This window comes from Microbacterium sp. M, assembly GCF_045181065.1.
Classification (GTDB): Bacteria; Actinomycetota; Actinomycetes; order Actinomycetales; family Microbacteriaceae; genus Microbacterium.
Map to the genome: position 1 here is coordinate 128,472 of NZ_CP173721.1, position 26,041 is coordinate 154,512.

Annotated in this window: 24 protein-coding genes; 12 read left to right on the forward strand and 12 right to left on the reverse strand. The window is 67.6% G+C overall.

The features are described from left to right. Positions 1-113 precede the first annotated feature (113 nt). From ACI7YT_RS00630 to ACI7YT_RS00645, 4 genes are all read left to right on the forward strand, one after another. Entirely contained in the window at positions 114-890 is a 777-nt protein-coding gene (locus tag ACI7YT_RS00630; protein WP_406248216.1) for an alpha/beta fold hydrolase, read from the forward strand. A gap of 75 nt (positions 891-965) precedes the next feature. Then, entirely contained in the window at positions 966-1,529 is a 564-nt protein-coding gene (locus tag ACI7YT_RS00635; RefSeq protein ID WP_406248218.1) for a Dps family protein, read from the forward strand. A 2-nt stretch (positions 1,530-1,531) separates the two neighbouring features. Next, entirely contained in the window at positions 1,532-2,329 is a 798-nt protein-coding gene (locus tag ACI7YT_RS00640; protein WP_406250636.1) for an SDR family oxidoreductase, read from the forward strand. A 6-nt stretch (positions 2,330-2,335) separates the two neighbouring features. Continuing rightward, a complete protein-coding gene (locus tag ACI7YT_RS00645; protein ID WP_406248220.1) occupies positions 2,336-3,166 on the forward strand; it encodes a DUF72 domain-containing protein in 831 nt (276 codons plus the stop codon). 202 nt (positions 3,167-3,368) lie between these two features. Here the strand turns inward: ACI7YT_RS00645 and ACI7YT_RS00650 are convergent, their stop codons facing one another. Continuing rightward, the gene (locus ACI7YT_RS00650; protein ID WP_406248222.1) at positions 3,369-4,721 is read right to left on the reverse strand and encodes a DUF222 domain-containing protein; all 1,353 of its coding nucleotides are present in this window, start codon (positions 4,719-4,721) and stop codon (positions 3,369-3,371) included. Positions 4,722-4,956: 235 nt separating this feature from the next. On the opposite strand from ACI7YT_RS00650, the gene ACI7YT_RS00655 reads away from it, so the two are divergent. The 5 genes from ACI7YT_RS00655 to ACI7YT_RS00675 are packed head-to-tail and all read left to right on the forward strand — an operon-like array spanning position 4,957 to position 12,349. After that, positions 4,957-6,534: a sodium:solute symporter family protein gene (locus ACI7YT_RS00655; RefSeq protein WP_406248224.1), complete on the forward strand. Its 1,578-nt coding sequence runs from the start codon at positions 4,957-4,959 to the stop codon at positions 6,532-6,534. Positions 6,535-6,569: 35 nt separating this feature from the next. Next, positions 6,570-7,409, forward strand: coding sequence for an urea amidolyase associated protein UAAP1 (locus tag ACI7YT_RS00660; protein ID WP_406248226.1), 840 nt, complete (start codon positions 6,570-6,572; stop codon positions 7,407-7,409). Positions 7,410-7,426: 17 nt separating this feature from the next. Beyond that, positions 7,427-8,107 (forward strand): urea amidolyase associated protein UAAP2, encoded by a 681-nt coding sequence (locus tag ACI7YT_RS00665; RefSeq protein WP_406248227.1) that lies wholly within the window; start codon positions 7,427-7,429, stop codon positions 8,105-8,107. Then, positions 8,104-11,703, forward strand: coding sequence for an urea carboxylase (gene uca, locus ACI7YT_RS00670; protein ID WP_406248229.1), 3,600 nt, complete (start codon positions 8,104-8,106; stop codon positions 11,701-11,703). The genes ACI7YT_RS00665 and uca overlap by 4 nt, the downstream gene beginning before the upstream one ends. 34 nt (positions 11,704-11,737) lie before the next feature. Next, positions 11,738-12,349, forward strand: a complete 612-nt coding sequence (locus ACI7YT_RS00675; protein ID WP_406248230.1) for a TetR/AcrR family transcriptional regulator — start codon at positions 11,738-11,740, stop codon at positions 12,347-12,349. A gap of 79 nt (positions 12,350-12,428) precedes the next feature. Here ACI7YT_RS00675 and ACI7YT_RS00680 read toward each other — a convergent pair whose 3' ends face one another. Then, the gene (locus ACI7YT_RS00680) at positions 12,429-13,142 is read right to left on the reverse strand and encodes an SDR family oxidoreductase (protein WP_406248231.1); all 714 of its coding nucleotides are present in this window, start codon (positions 13,140-13,142) and stop codon (positions 12,429-12,431) included. Positions 13,143-13,272: 130 nt separating this feature from the next. Here ACI7YT_RS00680 and ACI7YT_RS00685 point away from each other — a divergent pair, with 130 nt between their 5' ends. After that, positions 13,273-13,872, forward strand: coding sequence for a TetR/AcrR family transcriptional regulator (locus tag ACI7YT_RS00685; protein WP_406248233.1), 600 nt, complete (start codon positions 13,273-13,275; stop codon positions 13,870-13,872). A gap of 13 nt (positions 13,873-13,885) precedes the next feature. On the opposite strand, the gene ACI7YT_RS00690 is transcribed toward ACI7YT_RS00685, so the two are convergent. Further along, a complete protein-coding gene (locus ACI7YT_RS00690; RefSeq protein ID WP_406248235.1) occupies positions 13,886-14,881 on the reverse strand; it encodes an NADP-dependent oxidoreductase in 996 nt (331 codons plus the stop codon). Positions 14,882-14,933: 52 nt separating this feature from the next. Beyond that, positions 14,934-15,641: a cyclophilin-like fold protein gene (locus ACI7YT_RS00695; protein WP_406248236.1), complete on the reverse strand. Its 708-nt coding sequence runs from the start codon at positions 15,639-15,641 to the stop codon at positions 14,934-14,936. Positions 15,642-15,777: 136 nt separating this feature from the next. Here ACI7YT_RS00695 and ACI7YT_RS00700 point away from each other — a divergent pair, with 136 nt between their 5' ends. Further along, positions 15,778-16,296: a cyclophilin-like fold protein gene (locus ACI7YT_RS00700; RefSeq protein WP_406248238.1), complete on the forward strand. Its 519-nt coding sequence runs from the start codon at positions 15,778-15,780 to the stop codon at positions 16,294-16,296. Positions 16,297-16,468: 172 nt separating this feature from the next. Here the strand turns inward: ACI7YT_RS00700 and ACI7YT_RS00705 are convergent, their stop codons facing one another. The 8 genes from ACI7YT_RS00705 to ACI7YT_RS00740 all read right to left on the reverse strand — a co-directional run bounded on the left by ACI7YT_RS00705 (position 16,469) and on the right by ACI7YT_RS00740 (position 24,265). After that, positions 16,469-18,073, reverse strand: coding sequence for an MFS transporter (locus ACI7YT_RS00705; protein ID WP_406248240.1), 1,605 nt, complete (start codon positions 18,071-18,073; stop codon positions 16,469-16,471). 4 nt (positions 18,074-18,077) lie between these two features. Continuing rightward, positions 18,078-18,884, reverse strand: a complete 807-nt coding sequence (locus ACI7YT_RS00710) for a tyrosine-protein phosphatase (protein WP_406248241.1) — start codon at positions 18,882-18,884, stop codon at positions 18,078-18,080. Further along, entirely contained in the window at positions 18,881-20,599 is a 1,719-nt protein-coding gene (locus ACI7YT_RS00715; protein WP_406248243.1) for a SulP family inorganic anion transporter, read from the reverse strand. The genes ACI7YT_RS00710 and ACI7YT_RS00715 overlap by 4 nt, the downstream gene beginning before the upstream one ends. Further along, complete coding sequence (locus tag ACI7YT_RS00720) at positions 20,596-21,999, reverse strand: hypothetical protein (protein WP_406248245.1); 1,404 nt, start codon at positions 21,997-21,999, stop codon at positions 20,596-20,598. Before ACI7YT_RS00720 ends, ACI7YT_RS00715 begins: the two co-directional genes overlap by 4 nt. A gap of 99 nt (positions 22,000-22,098) precedes the next feature. Beyond that, positions 22,099-23,049: a DUF1214 domain-containing protein gene (locus ACI7YT_RS00725; RefSeq protein ID WP_406248246.1), complete on the reverse strand. Its 951-nt coding sequence runs from the start codon at positions 23,047-23,049 to the stop codon at positions 22,099-22,101. Between the two features lie 59 nt (positions 23,050-23,108). Next, entirely contained in the window at positions 23,109-23,261 is a 153-nt protein-coding gene (locus tag ACI7YT_RS00730) for an SHOCT domain-containing protein (protein ID WP_406248248.1), read from the reverse strand. A 180-nt stretch (positions 23,262-23,441) separates the two neighbouring features. Next, complete coding sequence (locus tag ACI7YT_RS00735) at positions 23,442-23,894, reverse strand: DUF6325 family protein (RefSeq protein ID WP_406248250.1); 453 nt, start codon at positions 23,892-23,894, stop codon at positions 23,442-23,444. Beyond that, positions 23,891-24,265 carry a PLDc N-terminal domain-containing protein gene (locus ACI7YT_RS00740; protein WP_120229287.1) on the reverse strand — a complete coding sequence of 125 codons (375 nt, stop codon included), beginning with the start codon at positions 24,263-24,265 and terminating at the stop codon, positions 23,891-23,893. The genes ACI7YT_RS00735 and ACI7YT_RS00740 overlap by 4 nt, the downstream gene beginning before the upstream one ends. A 290-nt stretch (positions 24,266-24,555) precedes the next feature. Between ACI7YT_RS00740 and ACI7YT_RS00745 the strand changes: the two genes are divergently transcribed. Further along, the gene (locus tag ACI7YT_RS00745; protein WP_406248252.1) at positions 24,556-26,037 is read left to right on the forward strand and encodes a LuxR C-terminal-related transcriptional regulator; all 1,482 of its coding nucleotides are present in this window, start codon (positions 24,556-24,558) and stop codon (positions 26,035-26,037) included. Positions 26,038-26,041 lie beyond the last annotated feature (4 nt).

The window sequence follows — 26,041 nt, forward strand, 5'->3', positions numbered from 1 at the left end:
GACACATGTTTCGACCGCGTGTACGCGATATCGCCCCGGTGTAACGGATGATGCGGTTTGTTACAGCGCGATGCCTTGACGCGACGTCGGCACCCGGCGCTAGCGTATGCGCCATGGAGATCGTCACCTCTGCAGACGGAACGCCCATCGCCACGCACACGGTCGGCGACGGCCCCACCGTCGTGATCGTCAACGGCGCACTGTCCACGGCGCGCGATGCCGGCGGGATCGCCCAGGCCTTCGCGGATGCCGGGCTGCGCGCGGTCACCTACGACCGGCGGGCACGGGGTGACTCGGGCGACGCTTCGCCGGCAGCGCCCGAGCGAGAGGTCGAGGACCTGGCGGCGGTGATCGCGGCATCCGGTTCCGACGCCGCCGTGATCGGACACTCCTCCGGAGCGGTGCTCGCGCTGTATGCCGCAGGAGAGGGCGTCCCGATCTCCCGCCTGTTCCTCTCCGAGCCGCCGTTCCGATTCGGTGAGGGCGACCCGTCATCCGATCTGGCCGGCCAACTGCAGGCGCTGGTCGACGAGGGCCGACCGAGCGATGCGGTGGTCCTGTTCCAACGGGAGGGAGTCGGGCTGCCTGACGCGTTCATCGAGCAGTTCCGCGCGTCGCCGGCGTTCGAGCAGGTCGCGCGGCTCGCGCGGTCCACCGTCTACGACACTCTCGTGACCCAGCGCGTGTCGACGCCGACGGCTGCGATGCTCGGCGTGCGGATGCCGGTGACGATCCTGCGCGGATCCGAGACGATGCCGCTCCTCGTCGCCGCCGCTTCCCGCCTGGCCGCAGCGATGCCGGATGCCGAGTTCGTGGAGGTTCTCGAGTCGATCAGCCATCGGATGGACCCGGAGGCGACCGCACGCATCGTCGCCGCTCGCCTCACCTGAGCCGCCTCTGGAACGGAGGCGTTGTCGCTGTCAAGCCCCTCCAGGCGGGAGATCGAGCCGCGTTACGGTCGCCGCATGATGGCAACGACGAAGACATCCTCCACCAAGGCATCCGGCTCCCGCACCGCACGCGGCGGGAGCGGAGAGAAGCGCACGCGTCGGCAGAACGCCGAGAAGGGCTTCGTGGCGTCGCCGGAGTTGAGCGCGCACTTGCAGGCCGTGCTCGTCGATCTGCTGGAACTGGCGATGCAGGGCAAGCAGGCGCACTGGAACGTCGTGGGGAGGAACTTCCGCGACACGCATCGCCAGCTCGACGAGATCATCGAGGCGGCGCGTGAGTTCAGCGACACGGTCGCCGAACGCATGCGGGCACTGCACGCCGTGCCCGATGGGCGCAGCGACACGGTCGCGTCGAGCACGACGCTTCCGGAGTATCCGCAGGGCGAGGTCGATACGAGCGAGACCGTCGATCTCATCACCGAGCGGCTCGAGGCGGTCGTGGGCACGATGCGCGAGGTGCACGACGGCGTGGACGAGGAGGACCCGACCAGTGCCGACATCCTGCACGCTGTCATCGAGAAGATGGAGCAGTTCGCGTGGATGGTGAGCGCGGAGAACCGCACGCCGGCAGGGCGCTGAGCATGGAGGTCGAGCCTCGCCGCGCGATCGTCACGGGTGCGGACTCCGGAATCGGCCGCGCGACTGCCGTCGCGCTCGCCGCGGAGGGCGTCGACGTGGCGATCACGTGGCATTCGGATGCCGCGGGTGCCGAGGACACCGCCGAGGAGGTCCGCTCGCACGGGTCGAGGGCGATCGTCGCTCGACTGGACACGACCGAGATCCCGGCCTGCGGCGACGTCGTGGATGACCTCGTGGCCGAGCTCGGCGGCCTGGATGTGTTCGTGAACAACGCGGGGACCGGCCTGTCGACGCCGTTCCTCGACGTGAGCCTCGATGAGTGGCGACGCGTCGTGGATGTGGACCTGACCGGAGCTTTCGTCTGCCTGCAGCGCGCGGCGAGGCACCTCGCGGCTGGCGGCAACGGAGGGCGGCTGATCGCGGTGACGAGCGTGCACGCGCATCAGCCGATGGTCGGATCGAGCGCGTACGACGCGGCGAAGCACGGCCTCGCCGGATTGATGAAGAACATCGCGCTCGAGCTCGGTGGTCGCGGCATCACCGCGGTGAGCGTCGCGCCGGGCGAGATCGCGACGCCCATGACGGGTCAGACCGACCGCGATCCGCGCCAGGAGGATCGTCCTGGCATCCCGCTCGGTCGGCCGGGGGATGCCCGCGAGGTGGCGGCGCTGATCGCCTTCCTCGCCTCTCCAGGCGCCGCCTACATCAGCGGCACGTCGATCGTGATCGACGGCGGAATGCTGCAGATGGGCCCGCAGGCGGGCGCCGCGATCACAGAGCACGACTGGCGGACGGTGTGAGCGCGCATGGCGCGCGCTCCGGTCGTTCGGATCGGCACCTCGGGGTGGCGGTATCCGCGCTGGCGGGGTGACTACTACCCGAAAGGGCTCGCGCAGCGGCGGGAGCTGGAGTACATCGGGTCGCGCTTCTCGACGGTCGAGCTGAACGGCTCGTTCTATTCGCTGCAGCGCCCGGAGAGCTACCGGCGCTGGCGGGCTGCCGTGCCGGACGGGTTCGTGTTCGCCGTGAAGGGCTCGCGCTACGTCACGCACATGCTGCGTCTGCGCGAGGTCGACACGGCACTGGCGAACTTCTTCGCCTCCGGCGTGCTCGCGCTCGGCCCCGCGCTCGGCCCATTCCTGTGGCAGCTTCCCGAACGCGAGGAGTTCGATCCGGCGGTGGTGACGGAGTTCTTCTCGCTGCTGCCGCGGTCGACGACGGAGGCGCTGGAGCTCGCTCGGCGCCACGACGAGCGGATGTCCGGGCGCGCATGGCTGGAGGTCGAGGAGGAGAGGCCGTTGCGTCACGCGTTCGAGCCGCGCTCGCCCTCGTTCGGTGAGGCCGAGGATCTGCTGCGACAGCACGGCGTCGCGATGACGGTCGCCGACACGGCGGGGCGGTTCCCGCTGTTCGATTCCGTCACGGCGGACTTCGTCTACGTGCGGCTGCACGGCGCGCAGGAGCTCTATACGAGCGGCTACTCGGATGCCGAGCTGGATGGTTGGGTGGCGCGGATCCGCCGCTGGGCGGACGACGGGCGGGATGTCTATGTGTACTTCGACAACGATGCGCTCGGGCATGCGCCGCATGACGCGGTGCGGCTGGCGCAGCGGGTGAGCGCGGCGGGCGGCCCGTGATCGCGCCGTGGGCCGGACTCGTGACAGGGCGGTGATCGTCGCGTCAGTGGAATGGGTGTGGGCGTGGGCGTGAGCACCTGGGGCATGTACTGACGAGCGCATCCCGATGCTGGCATCCAGTTGAGCATCCCGATGCTGGCATCCCGGTGCCGCACGGGACGCGGCGCTCGGCCTTCGCTCGTAGGCGGCCCCCGCGCGGGTGTCAGGCGGCGAGGTTGTAGCGGGCGGTTCCGCCGAGGCGTGGGGTGCGTTGGGGGTCGACTGAGGGTGGTGGGATGAACCAGACTTTCGCGGTCACACCGGTGCCTTCGATGCGGATGTCCCACCCGTTGTCGTGGACGCGGTGGTGGCAGTTGTCGCAGAGCAGGACGCCTTTGTCGAGATCTGTTCTGCCGTTGTCGCGGTTCCACCAGTCGATGTGGTGGGCGCGGGTCATGGCGGGCGGGAGGGTGCATCCGGCGCACCCGCCGTCCCGGAGTACCAGGGCGAGGCGTTGCGCCCGGGTGAAGAAGCGTTTCTCTCTGCCCCAGTCGAGGATCTCGCTGTCTGTGCCAAGGACGTAGGGGATGACACCGCCGCCTGCGGCCATCCGTCGGGCGGATCCGATGCTGATGGGCTGGTCGATGCCGTCGATGGTCGCGTATCCGGTCCCGGTGGCCAGGTCATCGAGCCCGACGCGGACGATCACGGTCGCCCCGGCCAGGGCGGGGGCGTTAGTGTCGCAGCCGATCGCGTGGGCGGCGAGGTCGGCGAGAGCATCAGCCTGCAACTGTCCGATGGTGCGGCGGTCGGCGTCGGGAGCGTCGGGGTCGAGGGCGTTCGCGCGGGCAGTCAGTACCGCGGTGACATGCCCTTCGATCGCGACTTTGATCGGCGCGGCGGTGGCGACGTCGATGTCGGCGTCGATGTGGAACCGTCCGTCGCGTTCGAACATGACCAGCCTGTTCTGCGCACGGGCCGCTTCTTCCCGAGGCAGGACGCCGTCGGGGTCCAGGTGTGCTTCGGCGTGGGTGAGGAGTTTGCGGACCTCGTCCAACGACAAACCGCCCGCCTTGTCCGCCAGCGCGGCCTCCGCCTCGGCGAGCCGGGCGGTGTCGATCTTGAATCGGACCCGGTCCAGCAACCCGATGATGAGCCCGGCCGCCGGGGCACCGATCCGCCCACCGGCGAGGGCGGCCTGCACGGCCGGGTACTTCGCCGGCAGCCTCGCACCCAGCAGGTCGCTGCGCGGTGCGGTCGCTTCCCCGACCCTCACCAACCTGGACGCCTCCCCCGACGAGCGGCCGGTCACGGTCGCGACGAACTGTCCCGCGGTGCGGAACCCCTGCTGCTTCGCGAGCGACTCCGCTCCCAACTCCGCCCGCGACTCGTGCGCGATCCGCGCAGCAACTTCCGCTTCCAGCCCGTCCACGACTCGCTGCAGGGTTCCGAGGGCCGCGTTCGCCGCGACCAGGCCCGCCCTGTCCAGATCCGCCGCGTCACCGGCATCCGCCCACACCGCGTCGAGGCGGGTAACCACCTCATGCAGAGCATCCAGATGCGTCGTCGTCGACATGCTTCCAGGCTACTCCGACCACACCCAAAAGGGAATATATGTACGAAAGAAATATTCGAGACTCGAGAGGGTCGACGTGCATGACCACCGCCGCCGCGCCGCACCCCTGTCCTTGTGAGCGCAAGTTCACACGGACGTTACAACGCCGAAATCGCGGGCGCTGTACCGGCGAGGACACTCGGTTTCTATCACTCGATAGAAACACCTGGCGCACCACCCGTCCTCAGGAGAGCCCATGATCATCTTCGGAGTAGCGATCACCGTCTTCGTCGTCCTTCTCGTCGGCATCTACGTCGCCCGCAAGGTCGACGGCGACAGTGCCAATTACCTCGTCGCCGGGCGAAGACTCGGCGTCCCGCTGGTCGCCGTCTCTCTGACGGCGGCGGCCGTCGACTCGAACGCGACCGTCGGCAACACCGACCTCACGTCGCAGTTCGGCTTCTGGTCGGGGGCTTCGCTCGCACTCGGCCTGGCGATCTGCCTGTTCCTGTCCGGGCTGTTCCTCGCGAAGCCGATGAACCGGATGAAGCTGTTCACGCTCGCCGACTTCTTCCGCCTGCGGTACGGACGCGCGACCGAGGTCATCGCGTCGGCCCTCATGATCCTCGCCTTCACGATCCTGCTCGCCGGCAACCTCGTCGCGTGCGGGTTCCTGCTGGAGCGCTTCGCGAACATCCCGTACGCGTGGGGAATCGTGCTGTCGGTCGCTCTCGTGCTCGCCTACACGATCGCCGGCGGCCTCTTCTCGGATGCCTACACCGCCGCCATCCAGATGACGATCACGGTCATCGCCTCGATCTCTCTGCTGGTCTGGGTCATGCTGAGCTACGGCATCGTGATCCCCGAGGGCATGGGGCCGTTCGACTTCGAGCAGCTCACCGACCCCGCGATGGGAGCCCCGATCAACTGGGCGACTCTCGTCGCGCTCGGCATCGGCGACCTCGTCGCGATCGACCTCATGCAGCGCATCTTCGGCGCCCGAACGCCCGAGATCGCTCGACGGGCATGCTTCGCCGGCGCTGCGGGCACGGCTGTCATCGGCACGATCTTCGCTCTGGTCGCGCTGACCGCGACAGCCGTGCTGGGAATCTCGGTCGCCGACGGGCCGGTGCTGTTCACCCTTCTCGACGACTATGCGCCTCCCCTGATCGCCGTGCTCGTGCTGTCCGGCGTCGTCGCGGCGTCGTTCTCCACGGCATCCGGCGCGATCCTCGCGACCAGCGCCATCGCGGTACGCAACCTCGTCACGGTGCGGCGCTCGACCACCTCGGGCAGCGACCCGCTGCTGCGCTGGACGCGCGTGGCGATGATCCCGATCGTCCTGCTGGGCTCGTTCCTGGCCATCCAGGTGAGCCAGACCGGCATCCTCCTGACCCTCGCCTTCGACCTCATGCTCGCGTGCCTGGCCGCACCGTTCCTGTTCGGCATCTTCTGGCGCCGTGCAGGTGCCGCGGCCGCACTCATCGGCATCGCGGTCGGGTTCGTCGTCCGCATGACCTATCTCGCCCTCACGCCGACGATCTACGGGGTTCCGAACGACATCCTCTACGTCCCCAACACCCTCATCGGTGCTGACTTCGACGGCTGGGCGACCCTGGTCTCGGCGCTCATCGGGTTCGGAACGTTCGTCGTCGTCGGGCTCCTGTCGTCGCGTACGGCGACCGAGTTCGCGGCCGAAGAGGTTGTCAAGGCCGAACTCGCGCAGGAGCAGGAGGGCGCCTTCGAACCCGTTTCCGCCGCGGTGCGCGGAGCGGATGCCGAGGATGTTCCCGCCCCGCGATCCGATCGAAACGTGCCGGAAATCTCGCACTGATGGGATACCTGTCAATCGATAGAAAAGGAGCGGTGATGAGCGGTCGCATCGATGAGCTGAGCAGTGTCGATCGGGCACGGCGGGACGCCCGCGAGCGGGCCGCGCAGTCCGACTGGATGCCGTACCTGCCCCCGTCGTCGGCGCCGTTCGCGCCGTCGGACGTCGCCCCCGGTGACCTGCGCTGGGCCGAGACCGTCCCTCCGGGCGGCTACACGCACCTGCGGGTGGCTCGCGGCACGCGGATCCGGCTCGAGGATGTCACCGGCGACGCATGCGCCGGCCTCGTCGTGTTCAACGCTCTCGCGCCGCACGAGCGGCTGAACGTCGCCGATACGCAGAAGATCCCGTGGCAGGCGTATCTCGGCGCGGGGCACCCGCTGCTCTCCGGGGACGGGCGCGTGCTCGCGACGATCGCCGCAGACACCTCCGGCCACCACGACGCGTTCTGCGGGACCACGAGCGACGCATGGAACATCGCCAAGTACGGCGACGCGCTGCCCGAGGGCCCCACTCCGTCGGGGCACGCGCTGCTGCGCCTCGCCGCGAGCAAGCACGGACTCACGTCGCGCGATCTGCCGCCGGCCGTGTCGTTCTTCCAGGGCGTCCGCATCGACGACGACGGCACCACGCGCTGGCTCGGATCCGCCGGGCCCGGCACGAGCGTCGACCTCCTCGCCGAACTGCCGCTCATCGTCCTCCTCGCCAATGCGCCCCACCCCGTCGATCCGCGCGACGACTACATCTCGGGCCCGTTGCGCGTGACGGCGTGGACCTCGAAGCCGACTGGAGAACAGGATGCCGTGTTCTCGGCATCCCCCGAGCGCCAACGCGCCTATCGCAACTCGATCGCCTACGCAGAGCTCGCCGGGCTCTGAACGACAAGGAGGACGTCATGATCACGACCGTTCCCGACCGACCCGTCCACGCGCCGGACGCCCCGCTGGACTGGGCCGGGCCGCTCGTCACCGGTGCCATCGTGCTCGACGAGCGCGTCGAACCTCGAGCCTCCTGGTCGGCGCGCGTCGCTGCCGGAGACGTGCTCACGATCGTGGATGTCGGAGGAAACCAGTCCGCCGACTTCCTCGTGTACGACGCCGCCGACACCGACGAGTGCTACAGCGCTGCGGACACGATCGCCTGGCAGCGCAACGCCTACGTCGGCACCGGCACGGTGCTGCGCAGCAACCTCGGGCGTCCCCTGATGACGGTCGTGGACAACGAGATCGACCGTCAGGACACCATCGGCGGCGCGTGCAGCAAGGAGTCCAACACGCTGCGCTACGGCCACCACACGATGTACCAGCACGCCTGCCGTGAGAACTTCCTCGCCGAGGCGGCGCGGTACGGCCTGGGTGCGCGGGATCTGGTCTCGAACCTGAACTGGTTCATGAACGTGCCCGTCGAGGCCGACGGCTCGCTGGGCATCGTCGACGGCATGTCGGCCCCGGGTAAGCGCGTCGCCATGCGCGCCGAGCGCGACGTGCTGGTGATCGTCTCGAACTGCCCGCAGATGAACAACCCCTGCAACGACTTCAGCTGCACTCCGCTGCGCATGATTGTGAGCCACCCGTGAACGCCTTCGACACCCTCCTGGTCGCGAACCGCGGCGAGATCGCCCGCCGCATCATCCGTTCGGCCCGTGAGCGCGGACTGCGCACGGTCGCGGTGTACTCCGACGCGGATCGTGCCGCCCCGCACGTCCGCGACGCGGACACCGCGGTGCGCCTGGGGCCCGCCCCGGCATCCGAGTCCTATCTGGTTCTGGATGCCGTGCTGCAGGCGGCCGTCGACACCGGCGCCGGCGCAGTGCACCCCGGCTACGGCTTCCTCGCCGAGAACTCGGCGGCCGCCCGTGCGTTCGAGTCCGCTGGGATCGCCTGGGTCGGCCCCACCCCCGACCAGCTCGACGCGTTCGGCCTGAAGCACACCGCCCGCGCACTCGCGGCGGCCGCCGGCGTGCCGCTGCTGCCGGGAACCGACGTGCTGGCCTCGCGCGATGAGGCCGTCGCCGAGGCCGCGCGGATCGGTTACCCGGTGATGCTCAAGGCCACCGGTGGCGGCGGCGGCATCGGCATGCGGGTCTGCGCCTCGGCCGACGAGGTCGCGGAGGCGTTCGACGCCGTGACCAGGCAGGCCGCGGCGAGCTTCGGATCGGCCGGCGTCTTCCTCGAGAAGTTCGTCCGCCCGGCTCGGCACGTCGAGGTGCAGCTGTTCGGCGACGGCGAGGGGCGCGTCGCCGTGTTCGGCGATCGCGACTGCTCGCTGCAGCGCCGGAACCAGAAGGTCGTCGAGGAGGCGCCGGCGCCGGGGCTGCCCGATGCGGTGCGCGAGACCCTGCATTCGACCGCGGCGGCGCTGGCCGCCGGCATCCGATACCGCTCGGCCGGGACGGCCGAATTCGTGTACGACCCGATCGACGAACAGGCGTACTTCCTCGAGGTGAACGCCCGCCTGCAGGTGGAGCACCCGGTCACCGAGGCCGTCTACGGACTCGACCTGGTCGGACTCATGCTCGACCTGGCCGCAGGCGGACCGTCCGCACTGCCGAGCGCGCTGTTCGACGCGGTCCCCACGCCGAACGGGCACGCGGTCGAAGCCCGGATCTACGCGGAGGACCCGGATCGCGGCAACACGCCGTCGACGGGCCTCGTCACGGCGGTGCGGTTCCCGGAGGCCGACGACGTGCGCGTGGATGCCTGGATCGAGGCGGGCCTCGACGTCACCAGCTTCTACGACCCGCTGCTCGCGAAGGTCATCGCGCATGCCCCCACCCGCGACGGCGCGCTCGACCGGCTGCACGACGCGCTCGCCGAGACGCGCATCGACGGCATCGTGACGGGAACCGGGATGCTGCGGGAGATCGTGCGCGACGAGCGGGTGCGCGCGGTGGAGCACCATACCGGCACGCTGGACGGCGTCGGAGATCCCGATCCGCGCATCGAGGTCGTCGAACCGGGCATGCTCACCACCGTGCAGGACCTGCCAGGTCGCCTCGGGTACTGGAAGGTCGGAGTGCCGCCGTCCGGACCGATGGATGCGATCTCCTTCCGCGAGGCCAACCTGGCGCTGGGGAACCCGGAGAGTGCTCCTGGCCTGGAGATCACGCTCACCGGCCCCGTCCTGCGCTTCAGCGCGGCGACGAGCGTCTGCGTGACGGGTGCACACGCCGACGTCACGGTCGACGGCGTCCCCGTCGACCCGTACACGCCGATCGAGGTTCCGGCCGGCGCCACGCTGCGCATCGGGGCGGCACCGGGCCCCGGCATCCGCACGTATCTCGCCGTCCGCGGCGGCATCGACGTGCCCGAGTACCTGGGCAGCGCGTCGACGTTCACGCTCGGCGGTTTCGGCGGGCACGGCGGGCGGGCATTGAAGGCCGGTGACGTGCTGCGCCCGGGTCGGGTATCCGGACCGGTCGGCGGCCCCACGCCGATCGAACGCCGTCCGCGCCTGACCCACCAGTGGAGCATCGGGGTCACGGAGGGGCCGCACGCGGCGCCGGAGTTCTTCACCCGTGCGGACATCGACGAGCTGTATGCCGCGGAGTACGCCGTGCAGGTGAACTCGGCGCGCACGGGCGTGCGGCTGAGCGGACCGAAGCCGACCTGGGCCCGCACGGACGGCGGGGAGGCGGGCTTGCACCCCTCCAACATCCACGACACCCCGTACGCCGTGGGCGCCCTGGACTTCACCGGGGACACGCCGATCATCCTCGGTCCAGACGGGCCGAGCCTCGGCGGTTTCGTGTGCCCCGCGGTCGTCGCGAGCGGCGAGCTGTGGAAGCTCGGCCAGTTGCGTCCGGGCGACACCGTCCGCTTCGTGCCGGTGCGCGAGGCGGATGCCGCTGGGTTGGACGCCGCCCGCTCGTTCGGGACGATCCCGCTCATCGGAGGCGACGGCGACGACGGCATCCTGGCGCGGAGGGATGCCGAGGGCGACGCGCGTCCGCGTGTGACGTACCGTCGGGACGGCGACGACAACCTGCTCGTCGAATTCGGCGACCAGGTGCTCGATCTGGGCCTGCGGATGCGCGTGCACGCGCTGCAGTCCGCGCTGGAGGAGCAGCAGCCGGCGGGGGTGATCGACGTCACCCCCGGCATCCGATCCCTGCAGATCCACACGGATGCCGGGGCACTGCGCGCCTCGCAGCTCGTCGGCCTCCTCCAGGAACTGGATGACGCGCTGCCGCCGACGCGGGAGCTCGTGGTGCCGTCCCGCGAAGTGCACCTGCCATTGTCCTGGGATGATCCGGCGACGCGGCTGGCCATCGAGCGGTACATCGCCGGTGTGCGCGATGATGCGCCGTGGACGCCGTGGAACATCGAGTTCATCCGGCGCGTCAACGGTCTCGACTCGGTGGACGACGTGCTGCGCACGGTCTTCGACGCTCAGTACCTCGTGCTCGGCCTCGGCGACGTGTACCTCGGCGCCCCCGTCGCGACGCCGCTCGACCCGCGGCACCGCCTGGTCACGACGAAGTACAACCCGGCGCGCACGTGGACCGCCGAGAACTCGGTCGGCATCGGTGGCGCGTACATGTGCATCTACGGCATGGAGGGGCCGGGCGGCTATCAGTTCGTCGGCCGGACCGTGCAGATCTGGAACCGTTTCCGCCGTGGCGGGCTGTTCGCCGAGAACCCGTGGGCGCTGCGGTTCTTCGATCGGATCCGCTGGTACCCGGTGTCCGCGGAAGAGCTGCTCGAGCTGCGGGCGGAGACCGACGCGGGCCGCGGGGACTACCGGACGGTGGACGGCACGTTCGCACTGGCCGACCATGAGCGGTTCCTCGCCGAGAACGCGTCGTCGATCGAGGAGTTCCGTACGACGCAGCGGCGTGCGTTCGCCGAGGAGCGGGAGCGCTGGCGCCTTTCCGGCGAGTTCGATCGGCCGGTCGAATCGGATGCCGCGGCCGTACCCGTCGTCGAGGAGGCGCCGCTGCCGGAGGGATGCGTCGCGGTGCGCGCGCCCTTCGCCGCGTCGGTGTGGCAGATCGCGTTGTCGGCGGGGGAGAAGGTGAAGATCGGCGACCACATGATCGTGCTGGAGGCGATGAAGATGGAGGCCGCCGTGAGCGCGACGATCGACGGGACCACGCGCGAGATCATGGTGCGGCCGGGCGAGCGGGTCGAGGCGGGGCAGCTCCTGGCGATCGTGGAGGCGGCACGATGAGCACGGCGACGGGACTCGTGGCAGTATCGCAGGCATGAGCAAAGCGGTTGCCGGCAGACCGAGAGCGCTGGCGCGCACGGAGGACGGACGCTCGGCACGCGAGCAGATCCTGGATGCCGCGGCCGAGCTGTTCGCCAGCCGCGGCTATGCGGCGACGTCCACCCGCGACATCGCCGAGCGCGTCGGCATCCGGCAGGCGAGTCTGTACTACCACGTGGCCGGGAAGCCGCAGCTGCTGCTCGAACTGCTGGATGCCTCGGTGCGGCCGACATTGGACGGGCTCGACGAGCTGCTCGCCGAGCCGGATTCCGTCGCCGCGCTGCGGGCGCTGGTGCACCGCGATGTGCAGACGCTGCGGGATGCCCCGCACAACCTCGGCGTCCTGTACCTGACCCCCGAGCTCGGTGACCCGGAGTTCGGGGCGATCCGCGAGGCGCGCGCGCAACTGCGGGCGGCGTACGAGCAGCTCGCCGAGCGGATCGCGGGAGGCGACGGAGGCATCCGCGGTGCCGCGTGCATGCAGCTCGTGGAGATGGTGATCGAGCTGCGTCAGCGCGACGCCGTGCCCGAGGACGTCGCCGAGCAGATCGCGGATGCGTGTCTTCGCGTGGTCGGTGCTGCGAGGACTCGCCCAGAACCGGAGTGATGTTCGGGCGTGCGCCCCGCTCGTCCGCACGAGACGACGGCGTGAGGGCGGTGCGGATGCCCGCCCTCCCGCCGAACGGTCAGCCGCGTGCTGCGAGCTGCGGGTACACGGCCTCCAGCGGCGCGGAGAGCCCGGCCTTGGCCCGCACGGAAGTGTCGTCCGCGAGGACTTCGAACTCGCCGGCCTCGGTCGCGTCGAGCACGGTCGAGACGAGCTCTGCAGGGTCGAGCTTCGGGTCGGTCGCGTGCGCAGCCATGGCGGTGTCGACATACCCGACGTGCACGCCGACGACCTGCACGCCTGCAGGCTGCAGTTCGAGCCGCAGGGAGTTCGTCGCAGACCACAGGGCGGCCTTGGTGGCCGAGTAGATCCCCGCGACGGCGTACCAGGAGAGCGCGGAGTGGATGTCGATGATCGCGGTGCTTCCGCCCTTCGCGGCGAGGATCGGAGCGAAGGCGCGGGTCAGGAACAGCGGGCCGAGGAAGTTGGTCTCGACGTTCCGGCGGATCTCCTCATCGGAGTGGGTGAGGATGCCGGGGCTGGACGCCGAGACGCCGGCGTTGTTGATCAGGATGGTCACGTCCGGCGCGGCTTCGGCGGCGGCGCGGATCGACTCCGCATCCGTCACGTCGAGGGCGAGGGGAACGACGCGCTCGTCATCCCATTCGCGGGGCGTCCTGGCGGTGGCGTAGACCTTCGCCGCGCCGCGGGCGAGCGACTCTCGGACGAAGTGCGCGCCGATGCCTCCGTTCGCGCCGGTGACGAGCACGATTGCTCCGGTGAATGACGTCATGATGGTGTCCTTCTCTTTCTCTGCGGTCTGGTGTCGGCGTGGGAGAATGAGCAGCGCCACATCCGAGCCCACGCAACAATGACTACACTCATAACTGAGGCAAGTCATGGTTTATTCCAGGAGGATCACGATGCCAGGGGCTGCACAGCCGCTCGGGCGGCGCGAGCGGAACAAGCAGGAGAAGCTCGAGCGCATCACGGTGGCCGCGAGTGAGCTGTTCGCCGCACACGGCGTCGACGACGTCACCACTCAGCAGATCGCTGAGGCCGCGGACATCGGAACCGGCACCCTGTTCCTGTACGCCAGGACCAAGGGTGAGCTGCTGCTGCTGGTGCAGAACACCAATTACGCCGCGGCGCTGAAGCGGGGGCGGGCCGCCGCCACCAAGGCGAAGGATGCGCTCGACGCCGTGCTGGCGCTTGTGACTCCGGTCGTGGAGTGCAATCGCGCGCAGATCGACAACGGGCGCACCTATCTCCGCGAGATGGTCTTCGGCGACCCGACGGAACCGCACCACGCCGAAGCGCTCTCGATCGTCGCGCAGACCGAAGAGGCTCTCGCCGGGACATTGACCGAGCGCGCCGGGGCGGCGGAGGCCGATGCGGCGGCGCTGGCGCGGGTGATCTCGGCCGTCATGTTCGTCGAGATGGCTGCCACCGTGAATGCCGGTTCGAGTGTGAAGGACATCCTCGCCGGCATCCGTACGCAGGTCGCGGCGATCCTGCGCTGACGGATGCCGTGGCTCACGCGCCGGTGATGACGACCTTGCCGCGGATGCCGCCGGCGGCCAGCGCGGCAAGTGCGCTCGGCGTCTCATCGAACGGGAAGGTCCTTCCCACGACGGGGCGCAGGATGCCGTCGTCGACGAGGGACGCGATCTCGCGGAGCTGATCGCCGCTGGCGCTCATGAAGAGGAACTCGTAGGTCACGCCGAGCTTCTTCGCCTGCGTGCGGATCCTGCGGCTCAACCCGCCGATCGCCAGACGCAGCAACGGGTTCAGGCCGACGCGCTTCGCGAAGGCCGGATCCGGCGGGCCGGAGATCCCGATCGCCGTGCCGCCGGGGCGGAGGATGCGCAGCGACTTCTCGAGGTTCTCGCCGCCGAGGCTGTCGAGGACGAGGTCGTAGCCGGAGAGCTGCTTCTCGAAGTCCTGGCTGCGGTAGTCGATCACCTCATCGGCGCCGAGGTCGCGGACGAAGTCGGCGTTTCGGCTCGAGGCGGTCGTCGCCACGTGGGCGCCCAGGTGCTTGGCGAGCTGGATCGCGATCGATCCGACGCCTCCGGCGCCGGCGTGGATGAGGACCTTCTGGCCGGGCTGCAGGTTGCCGCGGACCACGAGCGCCTGCCATGCGGTCAGCGCCACCAGCGGCAGCGAGGCCACTTCGATCGCCGTGATCGTGGTGGGGACGAGGGCGAGGTCTGCCTCGTCGATCGAGATGCGCTCGGCGAACGTTCCGATCCGGCCGTCGCGGGCGCGGCCGTACACGGTGTCGCCGGGTGTGAAGCCCTGAACCTTCGACCCGGTGCGGATGACGGTGCCGGTGAGGTCATGACCGAGAGTGAGAGGCGTCTTGTACGGGAGGATCGCCTTGAACTCGCCCTCGCGGATCTTCTCGTCCAACTGGTTGAGGCCGGCCGCGGTGATCCGCACCAGTACGTCATGGTCGCCGACGGTCGGTTCGGGAACGTCTGCTTCGTGCACCGGTTGCCCGTAGCTGTCGAAGACGAATGCGCGCATGCTATACCCCTTGTCTGATCTCACTCAATTATGAGCGGACTCAGTTAATCTGTCAAGGGAGCGGATGCGGACAGCCGGCATCGATGATCTCCTGGAGGACGGTCATGGCCGCCATTCCGTTGGGCCAACCGGTGTAGAAGGCGAGCTGGAGAAGGGCCTCCTTCAACTCTTCGTCGGTCACGCCGTTCTGCCGGGCGAAGGCGAGATGGAACCGGAGCTGGTCGGTCTTTCCCATCGCGGTCAGCGCGGCGATGGTGACGAGCGATCGGTCGCGTTTGGCCAGCCCGTCGCGCTCCCAGACCTCGTCGAACAGGACCTTGTCCGTGTAGTGCACCAGGCCGGGCGCGAAGTCGCCGAAGGCGTTCTGCCCGCCGGTCCAGCCGGTGGTCTTCACGGTCTCCGCGGTCTTGGCGGCCTTCGCGATGCTGATGACCGTGCCGTTCTCGAGTGCCCGGAGCGCATCGAGGTCGTGGTCGAATCTGCCCACGCGCACGAGGCCGGGCCACCGCCCAGGGCTGCCGTAATAGAGCACCAGCGTCTGCAGTGGCGCGTAGTACCCGATCTCGCCGGGATGCGGTTCGTCGACGTCGGGAACGCCGTCCAGGATCAACTCGCGTTTGAGCTGCGCGACCTTCTCGACGTCGTTGTAGTCGTCGAACGTGAGGGTGAGCGGCAGCAGGTCGCCGAGCTGCCGTGCGACGGGATTCTCGAAGAGCTCGCCGCTGACGGTGCGGTCGTCGATGGCTAGTTCGATGTTCATGAGTGCCTCCGCGTTCACGGTACCGAGGCGTTGCGCGGGGCGGGAGGCCCTGTCAGTACGTCCATCCTTGGGGACTCCCGCCGTGGTTGCGGTCCGCGTTGACTCGGTGGCAATCGTCCGCGACGGAAGGCTCTCGATGCGACTCCGCATGTTCACGATCGGTGCACTGCTCGTGCTCGCTCTCACCCTTGCCGCCTGCAGTGCGGCATCCGAGGCGGAGGCCCCGACTTCGGTTCGGCCACCGGTCGTTAGGACGAGCCCTGCACCCGAGCCGGGGCATGAGGAAACGACGGTCGTCGGCACGGTCGTGCGGTTCTCGGCGGGGGATGCCGTGGTGGACGTCACGATCGGCGAGGACAGCCCGGCGACCCGCGACTTCCTCTCGATGCTGCCGATGACCCTCGAACTCGAGGAGTTCAACGGCCGCGAGAAGATCGCTTACCCCGGACGAGAACTGGCCTGGGAGGGTTCACCCGGCTCCGATCCCGAGGACGGCGATCTGATCTACTTCACGCCGTGGGGCAACATCGGCTTCTATTACGACACATCGGGCATCGGATACTCGGATGAGACGCTGCACCTCGGCACCTACGAGGCGACGCAGGAGGAGCTCTCGCGATTCGAGGGCGTGCAGACGACGGTGGAGATCGTGTGAGTTCTCAAGTTATGAGACACGTCGGTCTACTTGAGACCGATTGTTGAGCGGTCAGCGTCGTGCCATCGTGAGCAGTTGTCTCAGGCCAGGTGAGACAAGTCGAAATGAAAAGTACTGATCGGAGGCTAATTATCGCACTCGGTCATTGTCGCGACCTTCTATGGAGGTGTATCTAGTTGACACGCTTGTCAGCGTCTTGAGTGGGGTTGTCGGCGGTCTCCTGTTCTTTTGCGAAGGTGGGGACTGCGAAGATCACGACGATGAATCCTAGGACGACTGCGCCGGCGCCGAGGAGGAAGGCGGAGAGCGAGCCGTAGACGAGGGCTTGCCTTGCGCCTTCGAGGATGTTGTCGGCGACGTCGGGGTTTTGGCTCGCGATGTGTGCGGCGGAGGCGAAGGAGGATTGGAGGGCGAGCATCATGTCGTTGGTGACGTCGTTGGCGCGTGAGCTGTCGCTGATGAGTGTGGCGGCCGCGGTTGCGAATCCGCTTGCGAGGACGGCGCCGAGCAGGGACTGCATGATCGATGCGCCGAGGTCGTTTTGGAGGTCGGTCGTGCCGGATGCCATTCCCACGCGGTCGATGGGTGTGGTGCTGGTGAGGGCGCTTGATGATGCGGTGCTGACGAGTGAGACGGCGGCGCCGATCAGGATGAAGCCGATGGCGATCAGCCAGTAGGGCGTGTGCTCGCGCCACAGCAGCATGGTGAGGAATGCGAGTGCGAGCAGGATGTAGCCGAGCAGCATGGTTGTGCGGGTGCCTTTGGAGCCGAGGATTCGTGCGGCGAATGGTGCGGCGAGGAGCAGTCCGAGCGCTGCGGGCAGCACGGCGAGGCCTGCTTGCAATGCGGAGTAGTGCAGGACGTTTTGCATGAATTGGACACTGATGAATACGGCGCCTGACAGTGCACCGAAGACGATGAATCCGCTGACGGCGGGGGCCCAGAACATGCGCTGCCTGGCGATCTTCAGGTCGTAGAGCGGGTTCTTCGCGCGTGTCTGTCGCCATGCGAAGAGTCCGAGGATCACTACGGCTGCGATGAGCAGCGAGACTCCGATGATGATGCCGCCGGGCGTGAAACAGAAGCCGATGCTCAACACGAGGGCGGCGATCCCGAGGGTGGAGAGCACTCCGCCCACGTGGTCTACCGGAGCGCTCGACTCTTTCACATGGGACGGCACGGACCGCACGATGATGATGATCGCGATGAGGGCGAGTGGGATGCTGGTGAGGAAGGAGGCGTTCCACGGGAGGATTGCCAGGACCGCTCCCGCGATCACGGCGCCTGCGATCGAGGCCATCCCGGCGACGGCTCCCCAGAGGGCGATAGCGCTCTTGCGGCCGGCGCCGTCGGCCCAGAGGGCCGTGATCAGGGCCAGGGTGGTCGGGAAGACCATGCCAGCGGCGAGACCGGTGAGCACGCGCGCGAGGATCAGCATTTCGATGGTCGGGGCGAGTGCGGAGAAGACGCTCGTGACGACGATCAGGATCAGGCCGGTGGTGAGGACTTGTTTGCGTCCGTAGTGGTCCGCCAGCGCACCGAAATAGAGCACGGACATTGCGAGCCCGAACGGCGCACCGACGGAGACGAGGTTCAGCATCGCCTGGGAGGAGTCGAAGATCTCGCCGATTGCCGGGAGCGCGACGGGGCCGGCGGCGATGTTGAGCTTGCAGACGACGGCGGCGAGGATGAGCGCCGTGAGGATAGCGCCGGCGCGTTGCGGGACTGCGGGTTCCTGCAGCGAAACGTGTTGAGCGGAAGAGACTGTGTCGTGCATGTGTTCACGCCTCCTGTGTGAAGCGTCGGCGGAGCTCGCCGATCTGCGGGTCTGTGAGCCCGAGTCCGTCTCGGGCGTAGCTCTCGATGGTGCGGTATCGGGTGCGGAGCTCATCGAGGGCGGCGTCGAGGTAGCTGTCGCGCACGCCGAGGATCGGGTCGAGGAGTTCGGTGCGCACGCCCTTTGCCTGGAGCGCCGCGAGCATGGGTTGGAGGGCGGGGGCGAGATCTGTGTTCGTCTCCAGGTAGTCCGCACGGACATCGTCTTCGCTCGCACCGAGGAGGAGCAGGAACGAGGCCGCCGCCCACCCGGTGCGGTCTTTGCCGGTCGTGCAGTGGAACAGTGCTGCACCGGTGCGGTTCTCGTCGATCAGATCAAGGTAGAACGAACGGTAGGCGGCCTGGGCGGACGGCAAGCTGACGAACTTGCGGTTCGCGTCCGCCAGGTACGCATCGGCTCGCCCGCCGCCGAGCATGCTTTCGAGCGCCACGGGGTCGGCGAGCAGCGTCGGGATCTGAGCGGCGACGTTGTCCTGGCTGTCGGCGACGACGTTGAGCCACACTGTTCGCACATTCTCCGCGAGGCGATCGGGGGCGTCTTTGCGCTCTGCCGCCGTGCGGAGGTCGTACACGGTCGTGATGCCGAGGGACTCGAACACGACGTCATCGGTATCGGCGAGCTTCGCGAGCGACGCGGAACGGTAGAGAAGTCCCGGTCGCACCACACCGTCTGTGACGGGGATGCCACCGAGGTCTCGCAGGTTCGGCGCGCTTGCAAGGACTATTCGACGGTCAGGAGGGGTGGTGGTCATGACGATTCCTTCATCTTCGTGGGGGATTGGTTCGCAGCGACGTCGCTCTCGAAAGCGGCGATGGCGAGGTCGAGGTCGGTGTAGATGTGCGCGGGGTCGATCCTGTCCAGGAGGTCGTATTTGTTGAGGGCGGCGAGCAGGGCCGGCTCGGGGCGCGCAAGCACGACATGGACCCCCCGGGAGTGCAGAGATCCGATCAGAGCGACCAGTTGCTCACCGGCCGAGTAGTCGACATCGGGGATCCCCGCGCAGTCGAGAACCACCCAATGCACCGGATCGGGGGCCGCATCGACGGTGCGTTCGAGGCGCTCGGTGAATCCGACGGCGTTCGCGAAGAACAACTCGCTGTTGAACCGATAGACGATGAGTCCTGGTCTCGATTGCACGCCCGGAGTCGCGTCGAGGAACTCGTATCCCTGATCCGTGGTCTGCAGCACGAAGGCCGGTGTGCGGTACTGGCGGACGATCACGCTCAACAGCGAGAGCGCGATCGCGACAGTGATCCCCGCGATGACTCCTCCGACGACGACGGTGACGGTCGTGATGATTGCGATGATGAATTCGCCGCGGTTGTTCCTCGCGATCCGGCAGAGACCGGCGAGATCGATCAGACCGATGCCGACGACGAGGACGACTCCCGCGAGCACAGCGACAGGCAGCGGTTCCAGCAGATCAGTCAGGAAGAGCAGTATGACCAGCGTGAGCACCACGACGACGAGATTTGCGACTTGGGAGCGCCCTTTCGCCGTGTCGAGAATCTGCGTCTTGGTGGGCGACCCGTTGACCACGAATGTGCCGCTCAATCCGGCGGCGATGTTCGCGCCCGCCAATCCGAGGATGTCGCGGTTCACATCGGAACGCTCGCCGTGCTTCATCGCGAAGCTTCGCGATGTCGCTGCGCTCTGCGCGATCACGATGAAGAAGCACGAGAGCGCTGTCGACGCGATCGCGAGGATCTCCGCCATGGTGATCCCGCCGGGGAGACCGATCACCGGCAGGCCCCCATCGATGGGACCGACGACCTCGACCCCGTACCCTTCCGCGGTCGTCAGCGTTGAGACTGTCAGAAGTCCGACGACGGCGACGATCGCACCTGGAATCTTCGGGATGAGGAGCTTGAACGTCACCAGGATCGCGATGGTGCCGACCCCGTAGACGATCGTGGGGAGGGAGACCGATCCGAGCTGGGACATCCACGCCCACTGCTTCTCGATCCAGTGCCCGTTCCCTTTCTCCACTCCGATGATGTCGGGGATCTGGTTCAGTGCGACGTTGATCCCGATGCCGGAGAGGAACCCGATCAGCACTGACGCCGAGAGGAAGTCGCCGAGGAACCCCAGTTTCAGCAGGCGCGCGAGCACCAGCAGGACACCTGTCGCAAGTGCGACCAGCGCGCACAGTCCCGCCCAGCGGGCAGAGCCCGGCTCCACGCCAGGAATCGCGGCCGCCGTCAACCCGGCTGCGAGAATCGCTGCTGTCGCGGAATCACCGCCGACGACGAGCAGTCGCGAGGAGCCGAGGAGCACGAACGCCGCCAACGGCAGCAGCAGCGTGTAGAGACCGGTCACGATTGGCGTCTGGGTGATCGACGTGTATCCCATGACTTCGGGGATGGCCACGGCGGCCAGTGTCAGACCGGCGATAAGGTCCGGTCCCAGCCACCTCAGCTGGTATCCACGAAGTGAGCGCGGGATCATCCTCTGCCCCGCCTTCATCGGGCATCACCCGCTTCGTCGGCGCGAGCCGGTTCTGCGGGGCCGCGGGTTGTGGCGGCGTTCTGCGGCGGCCGGGCGACCAGCTCCAGGATGAAGATGGCAGCCACGGCGGACAACGCAGTTCCGATGATCATCCCGACAGCGATGGGGCGGTTGGCCAGGAGGAACGCGAAGCATGCGGCGGCAACCAGGATTCGCAGCGGTGACCGCCATCGATGGACCCACTCGCCGATGCGGCCCGTGGCGAGCTGCCGCTTCTCGGCGGCGGTGCGGATCATGGTGAAGAGCGCGACGATGCGAGTGCGTAAAGTCCGCGCCCATCGCCAGGGGCCGGCGAACAATGCGACCGTGAGCACGGTGCCGGCGAGCACTCCGACGACCACGATCATGTGTGTCACGGAGCCGAGGATGTGTTCGTAGAGGACGGTGGCTGCGGGACGGGGAATGGACGACGAGACTGCCAGCGCGAAGATGCTCTTCCCGATGCCGATCCCGCCGCCCACCAGCATCATCGACAGGAGCAGCGCACCCGATGCCCACGTCATGGCGAGGGCACGCCTGCGCGCCACGAGCACCCCGGCTGCGAGGAAGAACAACGAGACCCAGGGCAACCAGATGCCGACGGCGACGATGACCTGGTAGATCGTCAGATAGATGCCGATGGAGCTGGATTCTGCGATGACGATGGTCCGGTCGATGGTGGGGATCCGGTCGGCGAGGGCGAACCCGTCGGCGACGAGTTCGTCTTTCACGGCCTGGATGATCGGTGCGAGCTGCAGGCTGATCTCCTGGTTCTGCCCGATGGTGACCGCGGCATCCGCGTGACCTGTGGCGGTGCTCACGAGCTGTTCGTGGGTGATCGTAAGAGCGTCCTCCCAGATCGCCGCGAACGCATCGGATTGCACGAAGTTCGTCACGGCGGTGCTGATCAGCCCCTTCACCCCGGATACGGCAGGGGCTTTGAGCAGACCGAGCGCGTCTTTCGCCCGTGGACCGAGGTCGAGATCGTCGAGCCCGGTGAAGAGGTCATCGGCAAGCTGATCGATGTCGATGCGCGACTCGATCTCCGTGACTGTCTGGGCGGCGATGAAGTCCTGCACGGCGGGATCTTCTGCGAGGGGGGCGAAGGTGTCGACGAAGTACGCGGTGTCTGTCAGCTCCTCGTGCGCCCAGGTCGAGACGATCGCGACCGGTGACAGCAGTGCTCCGACGACGATGAGCGTCGCGGAAAGCAGCGTCCAGCCCCAGCCGCGCCGACGGCTCTTCCGAGGCATGCCGGGTTTCTGGGAGCGTGCGGCTGCATTCTGGGCCCGCTCCTGCTCGAGTGCTCGTGTGAGTTGAGCATTGACTGCGGTGAGCTCCGCGAGCTGGCCGGTGAGCTGCTCGTGTGTGCGCTCCACGATGTTGTCTCCTGAGAAGTGTTGGGGCTGTCTGGTGGGATGACTGCGTGGAGGAGCGTCCGTTGAACGAGTGAGCGATTCCTCCTCCGCGTGCACTTCCTAGAGCGTTTCGGGTCGTGGTGCGGCCCAGGTGCCGTCCAGCACGGCGGGGCGGGGGCGGTACAGTCTCAGCACGTAGTTCCAGCCCGGCATGATGGGCAGGGTGTTTGCGACCACGTCGCGGTGCGGAGAGAACTGACCGAAGCGGATGGTCACAGCGCCGTCGTCGTCCGGGGTGGCAGTGATGCTGTTGATGCTGTTGATTCCGAGATCGTTCTCCTCGAAGTACCCGGCCGCGTTGTACAGCGACACCGACCAGAACGCGTCGACGGGAACGTCTTTCAGGCGGAGGCGGTAGTCCCCGACCGGGAGGTTCTCGTCGAAGCTGATGTAGGTGGCCTCGCGCTCGGGGAGTCCGCCCCAGCCGGAGGCGGTGCCGAGCAGGTGCAGGATCGGATCAACCTCGGCCCTGGTGCCGAACGCCTGGTCGTACTTGCTGACGCCATGGGCGAGGTCGAGGATCGCGTTGCGGGTCTGCGTGTGCGATTGCTCGTCGTAGGCGGGCAGCGGAAACGTGCCGGCACCGCCCCCGGTGATCGCAAGACCGTCTTGCAGTCCGTTCACGTCGGCGACGTCCTGCGGGTTGTTCGGATCGACGAGGATTCGTGCGATGAGCGTGGCATAGTCGGTGCCGACCAGATCGTGCGTGAGGAGGTGCTCGCCTGGATCGCGCAAGATGACAGGGCCGTAGTGGTCCTGGTTGACGACCCAGACGGAGATGTATCGGTCGCCGGTGTCGGGCAGTGTGATGGTGACGTCGCTGCGCACGTCGACGACGGCGAAGCTGTACAGGGTGTCGCGGTTCTGGCGGATGACGGGTTGATCGCCGAGGGAGTCGAGTTCACGCGTGTGGCTCCATGTGCCCAGGCCGGAGCCCGCGCTTAGCCGGGAGAACATGAGGTCCGTTTCGGCTCGTGTGAAGTTCAGGACGTTGACGGAGATTGCAGACATTGCGGGTTCGCTTTCGATGAGAACGATGACTCGGGGCCGCGCCGCTCGGGCCATCGTATTTATGGGCCGAGCAGTCGTCCTTTCGCGACCTCGAACTCGGTGTCGGTGAGCATGCCCTGTGCTCTGAGGTCGGCGAGTTTCTGCAGTTGTGCGACGAGATCATCGAGAGTGCTCGCCGGGGCAGGGGCGGGCGCCGACACGGTGCGGGCCATCGCGAGGGCGGCCTGGTGCTGAGCCGCTTCGTACTGGGCAGCCTCAATTTGCTTTGGGCTTTCCTGCGCTGATGGGCGGCGATGCCGCCGCTGACAGCTGTCGCGGTCCCGGCGACGACCGCTGTCCTCGCAGCCAGGCCCAGCAGTCCGGGACGACCCATTCTCGCGAGGTACGGCATGTCAGACCTTGGTTCTCGGGGTGATCGTGTCGGCGAGGGCGTTGACGACCGTTGCAGGGATCCGTTCGTCGCCGAGGAATACCACACGAGATTCGGAGGTCCGGGCGGCGAGGTCGCGCTGGTAGGTCAGTTCGATCGCGACCAGAAGCGCGCTGGTGCCGGCGGGGATCGCAACGGCGAGGCCGGCGATGTCGTTGTGATTGAGCAGGCCGGTCGCCCCGAGTGACGCGACGTCGAGCTCGAAGCCGTCGGGCAGTTCCTCTGCCTTGACGAGGGTGAGTTTCCCGTCCTCGGACTTGGTGAGGACGGTCAGATCCAGCAACCGAACGAGGCCGGTGTCGACGAAGTGAACGAGCTCGGAGATCGTAGCCGGGTCGAGGTCGCGACCCGGGAGGCTGAGAAGGTAGAGATCGACGGGGCCGAAGCGGGAGCCGGGGGCAACGGTGCCGCTCACGACAGCGCCTTGCGTTTCAGAGCGTCGAATTCTTCCTGGTTGATCGTCCCGGCCGCGCGCAGTGCTGCAGCCGCCTCGATCTCCCCGGTCGGGCTCGTTCGCGCGACCTCACGAATGTACGACTGAGCTGCGTGGTCGGCGTCGCGGGCGGCCCGGCTACCGCGCGCTGCCATCCCGTTGCTGCGAGCGACGAGGTAGACCAGCACGGTGATGAAGGGCAGGAAGATGAGGAAGAGCACCCAAACCGCCTTCCACCAGCCGTTCAGCTTGTCGTCGCGGAACAGGTCGCTGATGATCGCGAACAGCGCGAAGAGATAGCCGATGAAGATCGCGGCCCAGAGCATCCAGCTGAGGAAGTCCCAGAAGATCATGTGTTTGGTGTCCGTTTCGTTTGGGATTGAGGCGCGCAGGATAGGGCTGCGGTGCGGGCATGAGGCAAGAGGGGTTGATGGCGTCGCCGATCAGGCCCCACGATCCGCGTATCGTCGGTCACGATCAGGTGATCCGCGACTTACGTTTCGACGGCTCGGGGCCCGGAATCGGGCGGTTCATCGCAGTCAGTCTGCAATGTCCCGGGCCGCAGAATCGGAGTCTCATCCCTGGCGGTTGAGATCGCTGGTCTCCTCGCCCCCGGGTGCATCGCCACGGCTATCGTGAGAGCATGATCGACGCTATTCGCCAGGAGCTGGCCTCGGCCGAGCCGGAGAATGCTCGAAGCATGCTGCGGAAGAACTGGCTGCGCTTGATCATCGAATCTCACACCAGCGAACTCGAACAGCTCTGCCTTGAGCATCCCGATTCGCACGATCCGGATCTGCTTCTCATCCGCGCGTGCTGCCGCGATCTTGCCGGCGATTCCTACGGTGCGGGATACCTTCGCGGACAGGGCCTGCGCACCGCGCCGGATGACTTCGTCGCATGCTTCACCGAACTGCTCCTTGCACCCGACGCTTCGACGAAGGCGGCCGCCGCCGACCGTGCTCATGTCGCCCTCGCGCAATGCGAGCCGGACGATGACTACTCGTCGGCGCTATTTCTGCTCGGCTGGACCGAAGTGCGGCTCCGCAGAGATTTCCCGCGCGCGATCGGGCTTCTGCGCTCCGCCGCGGAAGAGGCGCGGATGCGGGGCCGCACGGAGACACACCGTCTTGCCCACTCGAACCTCGCATTCGCGCTCACCCAGGCCGGGCGGTTCACCGAAGCAGAGCAGATCCTCGACATGCTTCCCCTAGCGCCACGATCGACCGACTGGGACCAGTTCGAGGGTGGTCTTCCCGAGGCGATTCGGGGGTGCATTGCATACTGGCGAGGCGACTTCGAAGAAGCGATCGCGCTGTTCGAATCGGTGATCAACGAGGCGAGCTCCGGGAACAACTTCGAAGCCCAAGCTCGCCTCTACTACGTCATGAGCCTCATCGCACTGCACCGCGACACCCGCTACGACGCTGCCGCAAACCTGCTCGAGCACATCAGTAGAACGGATAAGCACGGAATCCCCTGGGATACGCTCCGCCGAGTAGTGGCGGCGTGGCTTGCGCACGCCGAAGGACAAAGCGAACGCGCGCGAGCCCTCGCTGCCCCCACGCTGGCGCGCACCGGCGCAGCCGTCGCTCACGCGCTTCTTGCGGAACTGTATCGCGTGCTCGGCGAGCCTGAACTGTCGGGCCAGGCCTTCCGACTGGCAGCCGCGGCGGGTATGCCGCGATACGCACGGGTCAGCACACTCGTCACCTCGGCCGCCCTGCACTCCACCGCTGGGCGCGGGCAGAAGGCCCACGAACAACTCGAGCGTGCTCTGGAGAACGCGGCCTCAGAGCGAGTCTTCGCCCCGTTCCTCACGGAAGACCCCGTCATCAACGACCTGCTCGCCGCGCACGCAAACTGGGGATCAAACGACCCCGGCTTCCTGCACAAGGTCCTTGAAAAGCAAAGCCTCCATTCGACATCGGTCACCGGGATCCTCACCGACCGCGAGCGGGAAGTCCTCGTGTGCCTGCGCACCACGATGACCGCCGAGGAGATCGCAACGCACCTGAGGATCGCCTACCCCACGGTGAAGTCCCATATCCGTTCCATCTACCGCAAGCTCGAAGTCACCACGCGACGCGACGCCATAAGCGCATCAGTGAGAAACAGTCGCTGATAGC

Coding starts and splice junctions, on each gene's coding strand:
- ACI7YT_RS00710 (WP_406248241.1), bottom strand. CDS start 18,884: ATGACCACCACCCCTCCTGACCGTCGAATAGTCCTTGCAAGCGCGCCG.
- ACI7YT_RS00685 (WP_406248233.1), top strand. CDS start 13,273: ATGCCAGGGGCTGCACAGCCGCTCGGGCGGCGCGAGCGGAACAAGCAG.
- ACI7YT_RS00695 (WP_406248236.1), bottom strand. CDS start 15,641: ATGAACATCGAACTAGCCATCGACGACCGCACCGTCAGCGGCGAGCTC.
- ACI7YT_RS00740 (WP_120229287.1), bottom strand. CDS start 24,265: ATGATCTTCTGGGACTTCCTCAGCTGGATGCTCTGGGCCGCGATCTTC.
- ACI7YT_RS00635 (WP_406248218.1), top strand. CDS start 966: ATGATGGCAACGACGAAGACATCCTCCACCAAGGCATCCGGCTCCCGC.
- ACI7YT_RS00655 (WP_406248224.1), top strand. CDS start 4,957: ATGATCATCTTCGGAGTAGCGATCACCGTCTTCGTCGTCCTTCTCGTC.
- ACI7YT_RS00630 (WP_406248216.1), top strand. CDS start 114: ATGGAGATCGTCACCTCTGCAGACGGAACGCCCATCGCCACGCACACG.
- ACI7YT_RS00640 (WP_406250636.1), top strand. CDS start 1,532: ATGGAGGTCGAGCCTCGCCGCGCGATCGTCACGGGTGCGGACTCCGGA.
- ACI7YT_RS00660 (WP_406248226.1), top strand. CDS start 6,570: ATGAGCGGTCGCATCGATGAGCTGAGCAGTGTCGATCGGGCACGGCGG.
- ACI7YT_RS00745 (WP_406248252.1), top strand. CDS start 24,556: ATGATCGACGCTATTCGCCAGGAGCTGGCCTCGGCCGAGCCGGAGAAT.
- ACI7YT_RS00725 (WP_406248246.1), bottom strand. CDS start 23,049: ATGTCTGCAATCTCCGTCAACGTCCTGAACTTCACACGAGCCGAAACG.
- ACI7YT_RS00715 (WP_406248243.1), bottom strand. CDS start 20,599: ATGAAGGCGGGGCAGAGGATGATCCCGCGCTCACTTCGTGGATACCAG.
- ACI7YT_RS00690 (WP_406248235.1), bottom strand. CDS start 14,881: ATGCGCGCATTCGTCTTCGACAGCTACGGGCAACCGGTGCACGAAGCA.
- ACI7YT_RS00730 (WP_406248248.1), bottom strand. CDS start 23,261: ATGGCCCGCACCGTGTCGGCGCCCGCCCCTGCCCCGGCGAGCACTCTC.
- ACI7YT_RS00645 (WP_406248220.1), top strand. CDS start 2,336: ATGGCGCGCGCTCCGGTCGTTCGGATCGGCACCTCGGGGTGGCGGTAT.
- ACI7YT_RS00680 (WP_406248231.1), bottom strand. CDS start 13,142: ATGACGTCATTCACCGGAGCAATCGTGCTCGTCACCGGCGCGAACGGA.
- ACI7YT_RS00705 (WP_406248240.1), bottom strand. CDS start 18,073: ATGCACGACACAGTCTCTTCCGCTCAACACGTTTCGCTGCAGGAACCC.
- ACI7YT_RS00675 (WP_406248230.1), top strand. CDS start 11,738: ATGAGCAAAGCGGTTGCCGGCAGACCGAGAGCGCTGGCGCGCACGGAG.
- ACI7YT_RS00665 (WP_406248227.1), top strand. CDS start 7,427: ATGATCACGACCGTTCCCGACCGACCCGTCCACGCGCCGGACGCCCCG.
- ACI7YT_RS00650 (WP_406248222.1), bottom strand. CDS start 4,721: ATGTCGACGACGACGCATCTGGATGCTCTGCATGAGGTGGTTACCCGC.
- ACI7YT_RS00700 (WP_406248238.1), top strand. CDS start 15,778: ATGCGACTCCGCATGTTCACGATCGGTGCACTGCTCGTGCTCGCTCTC.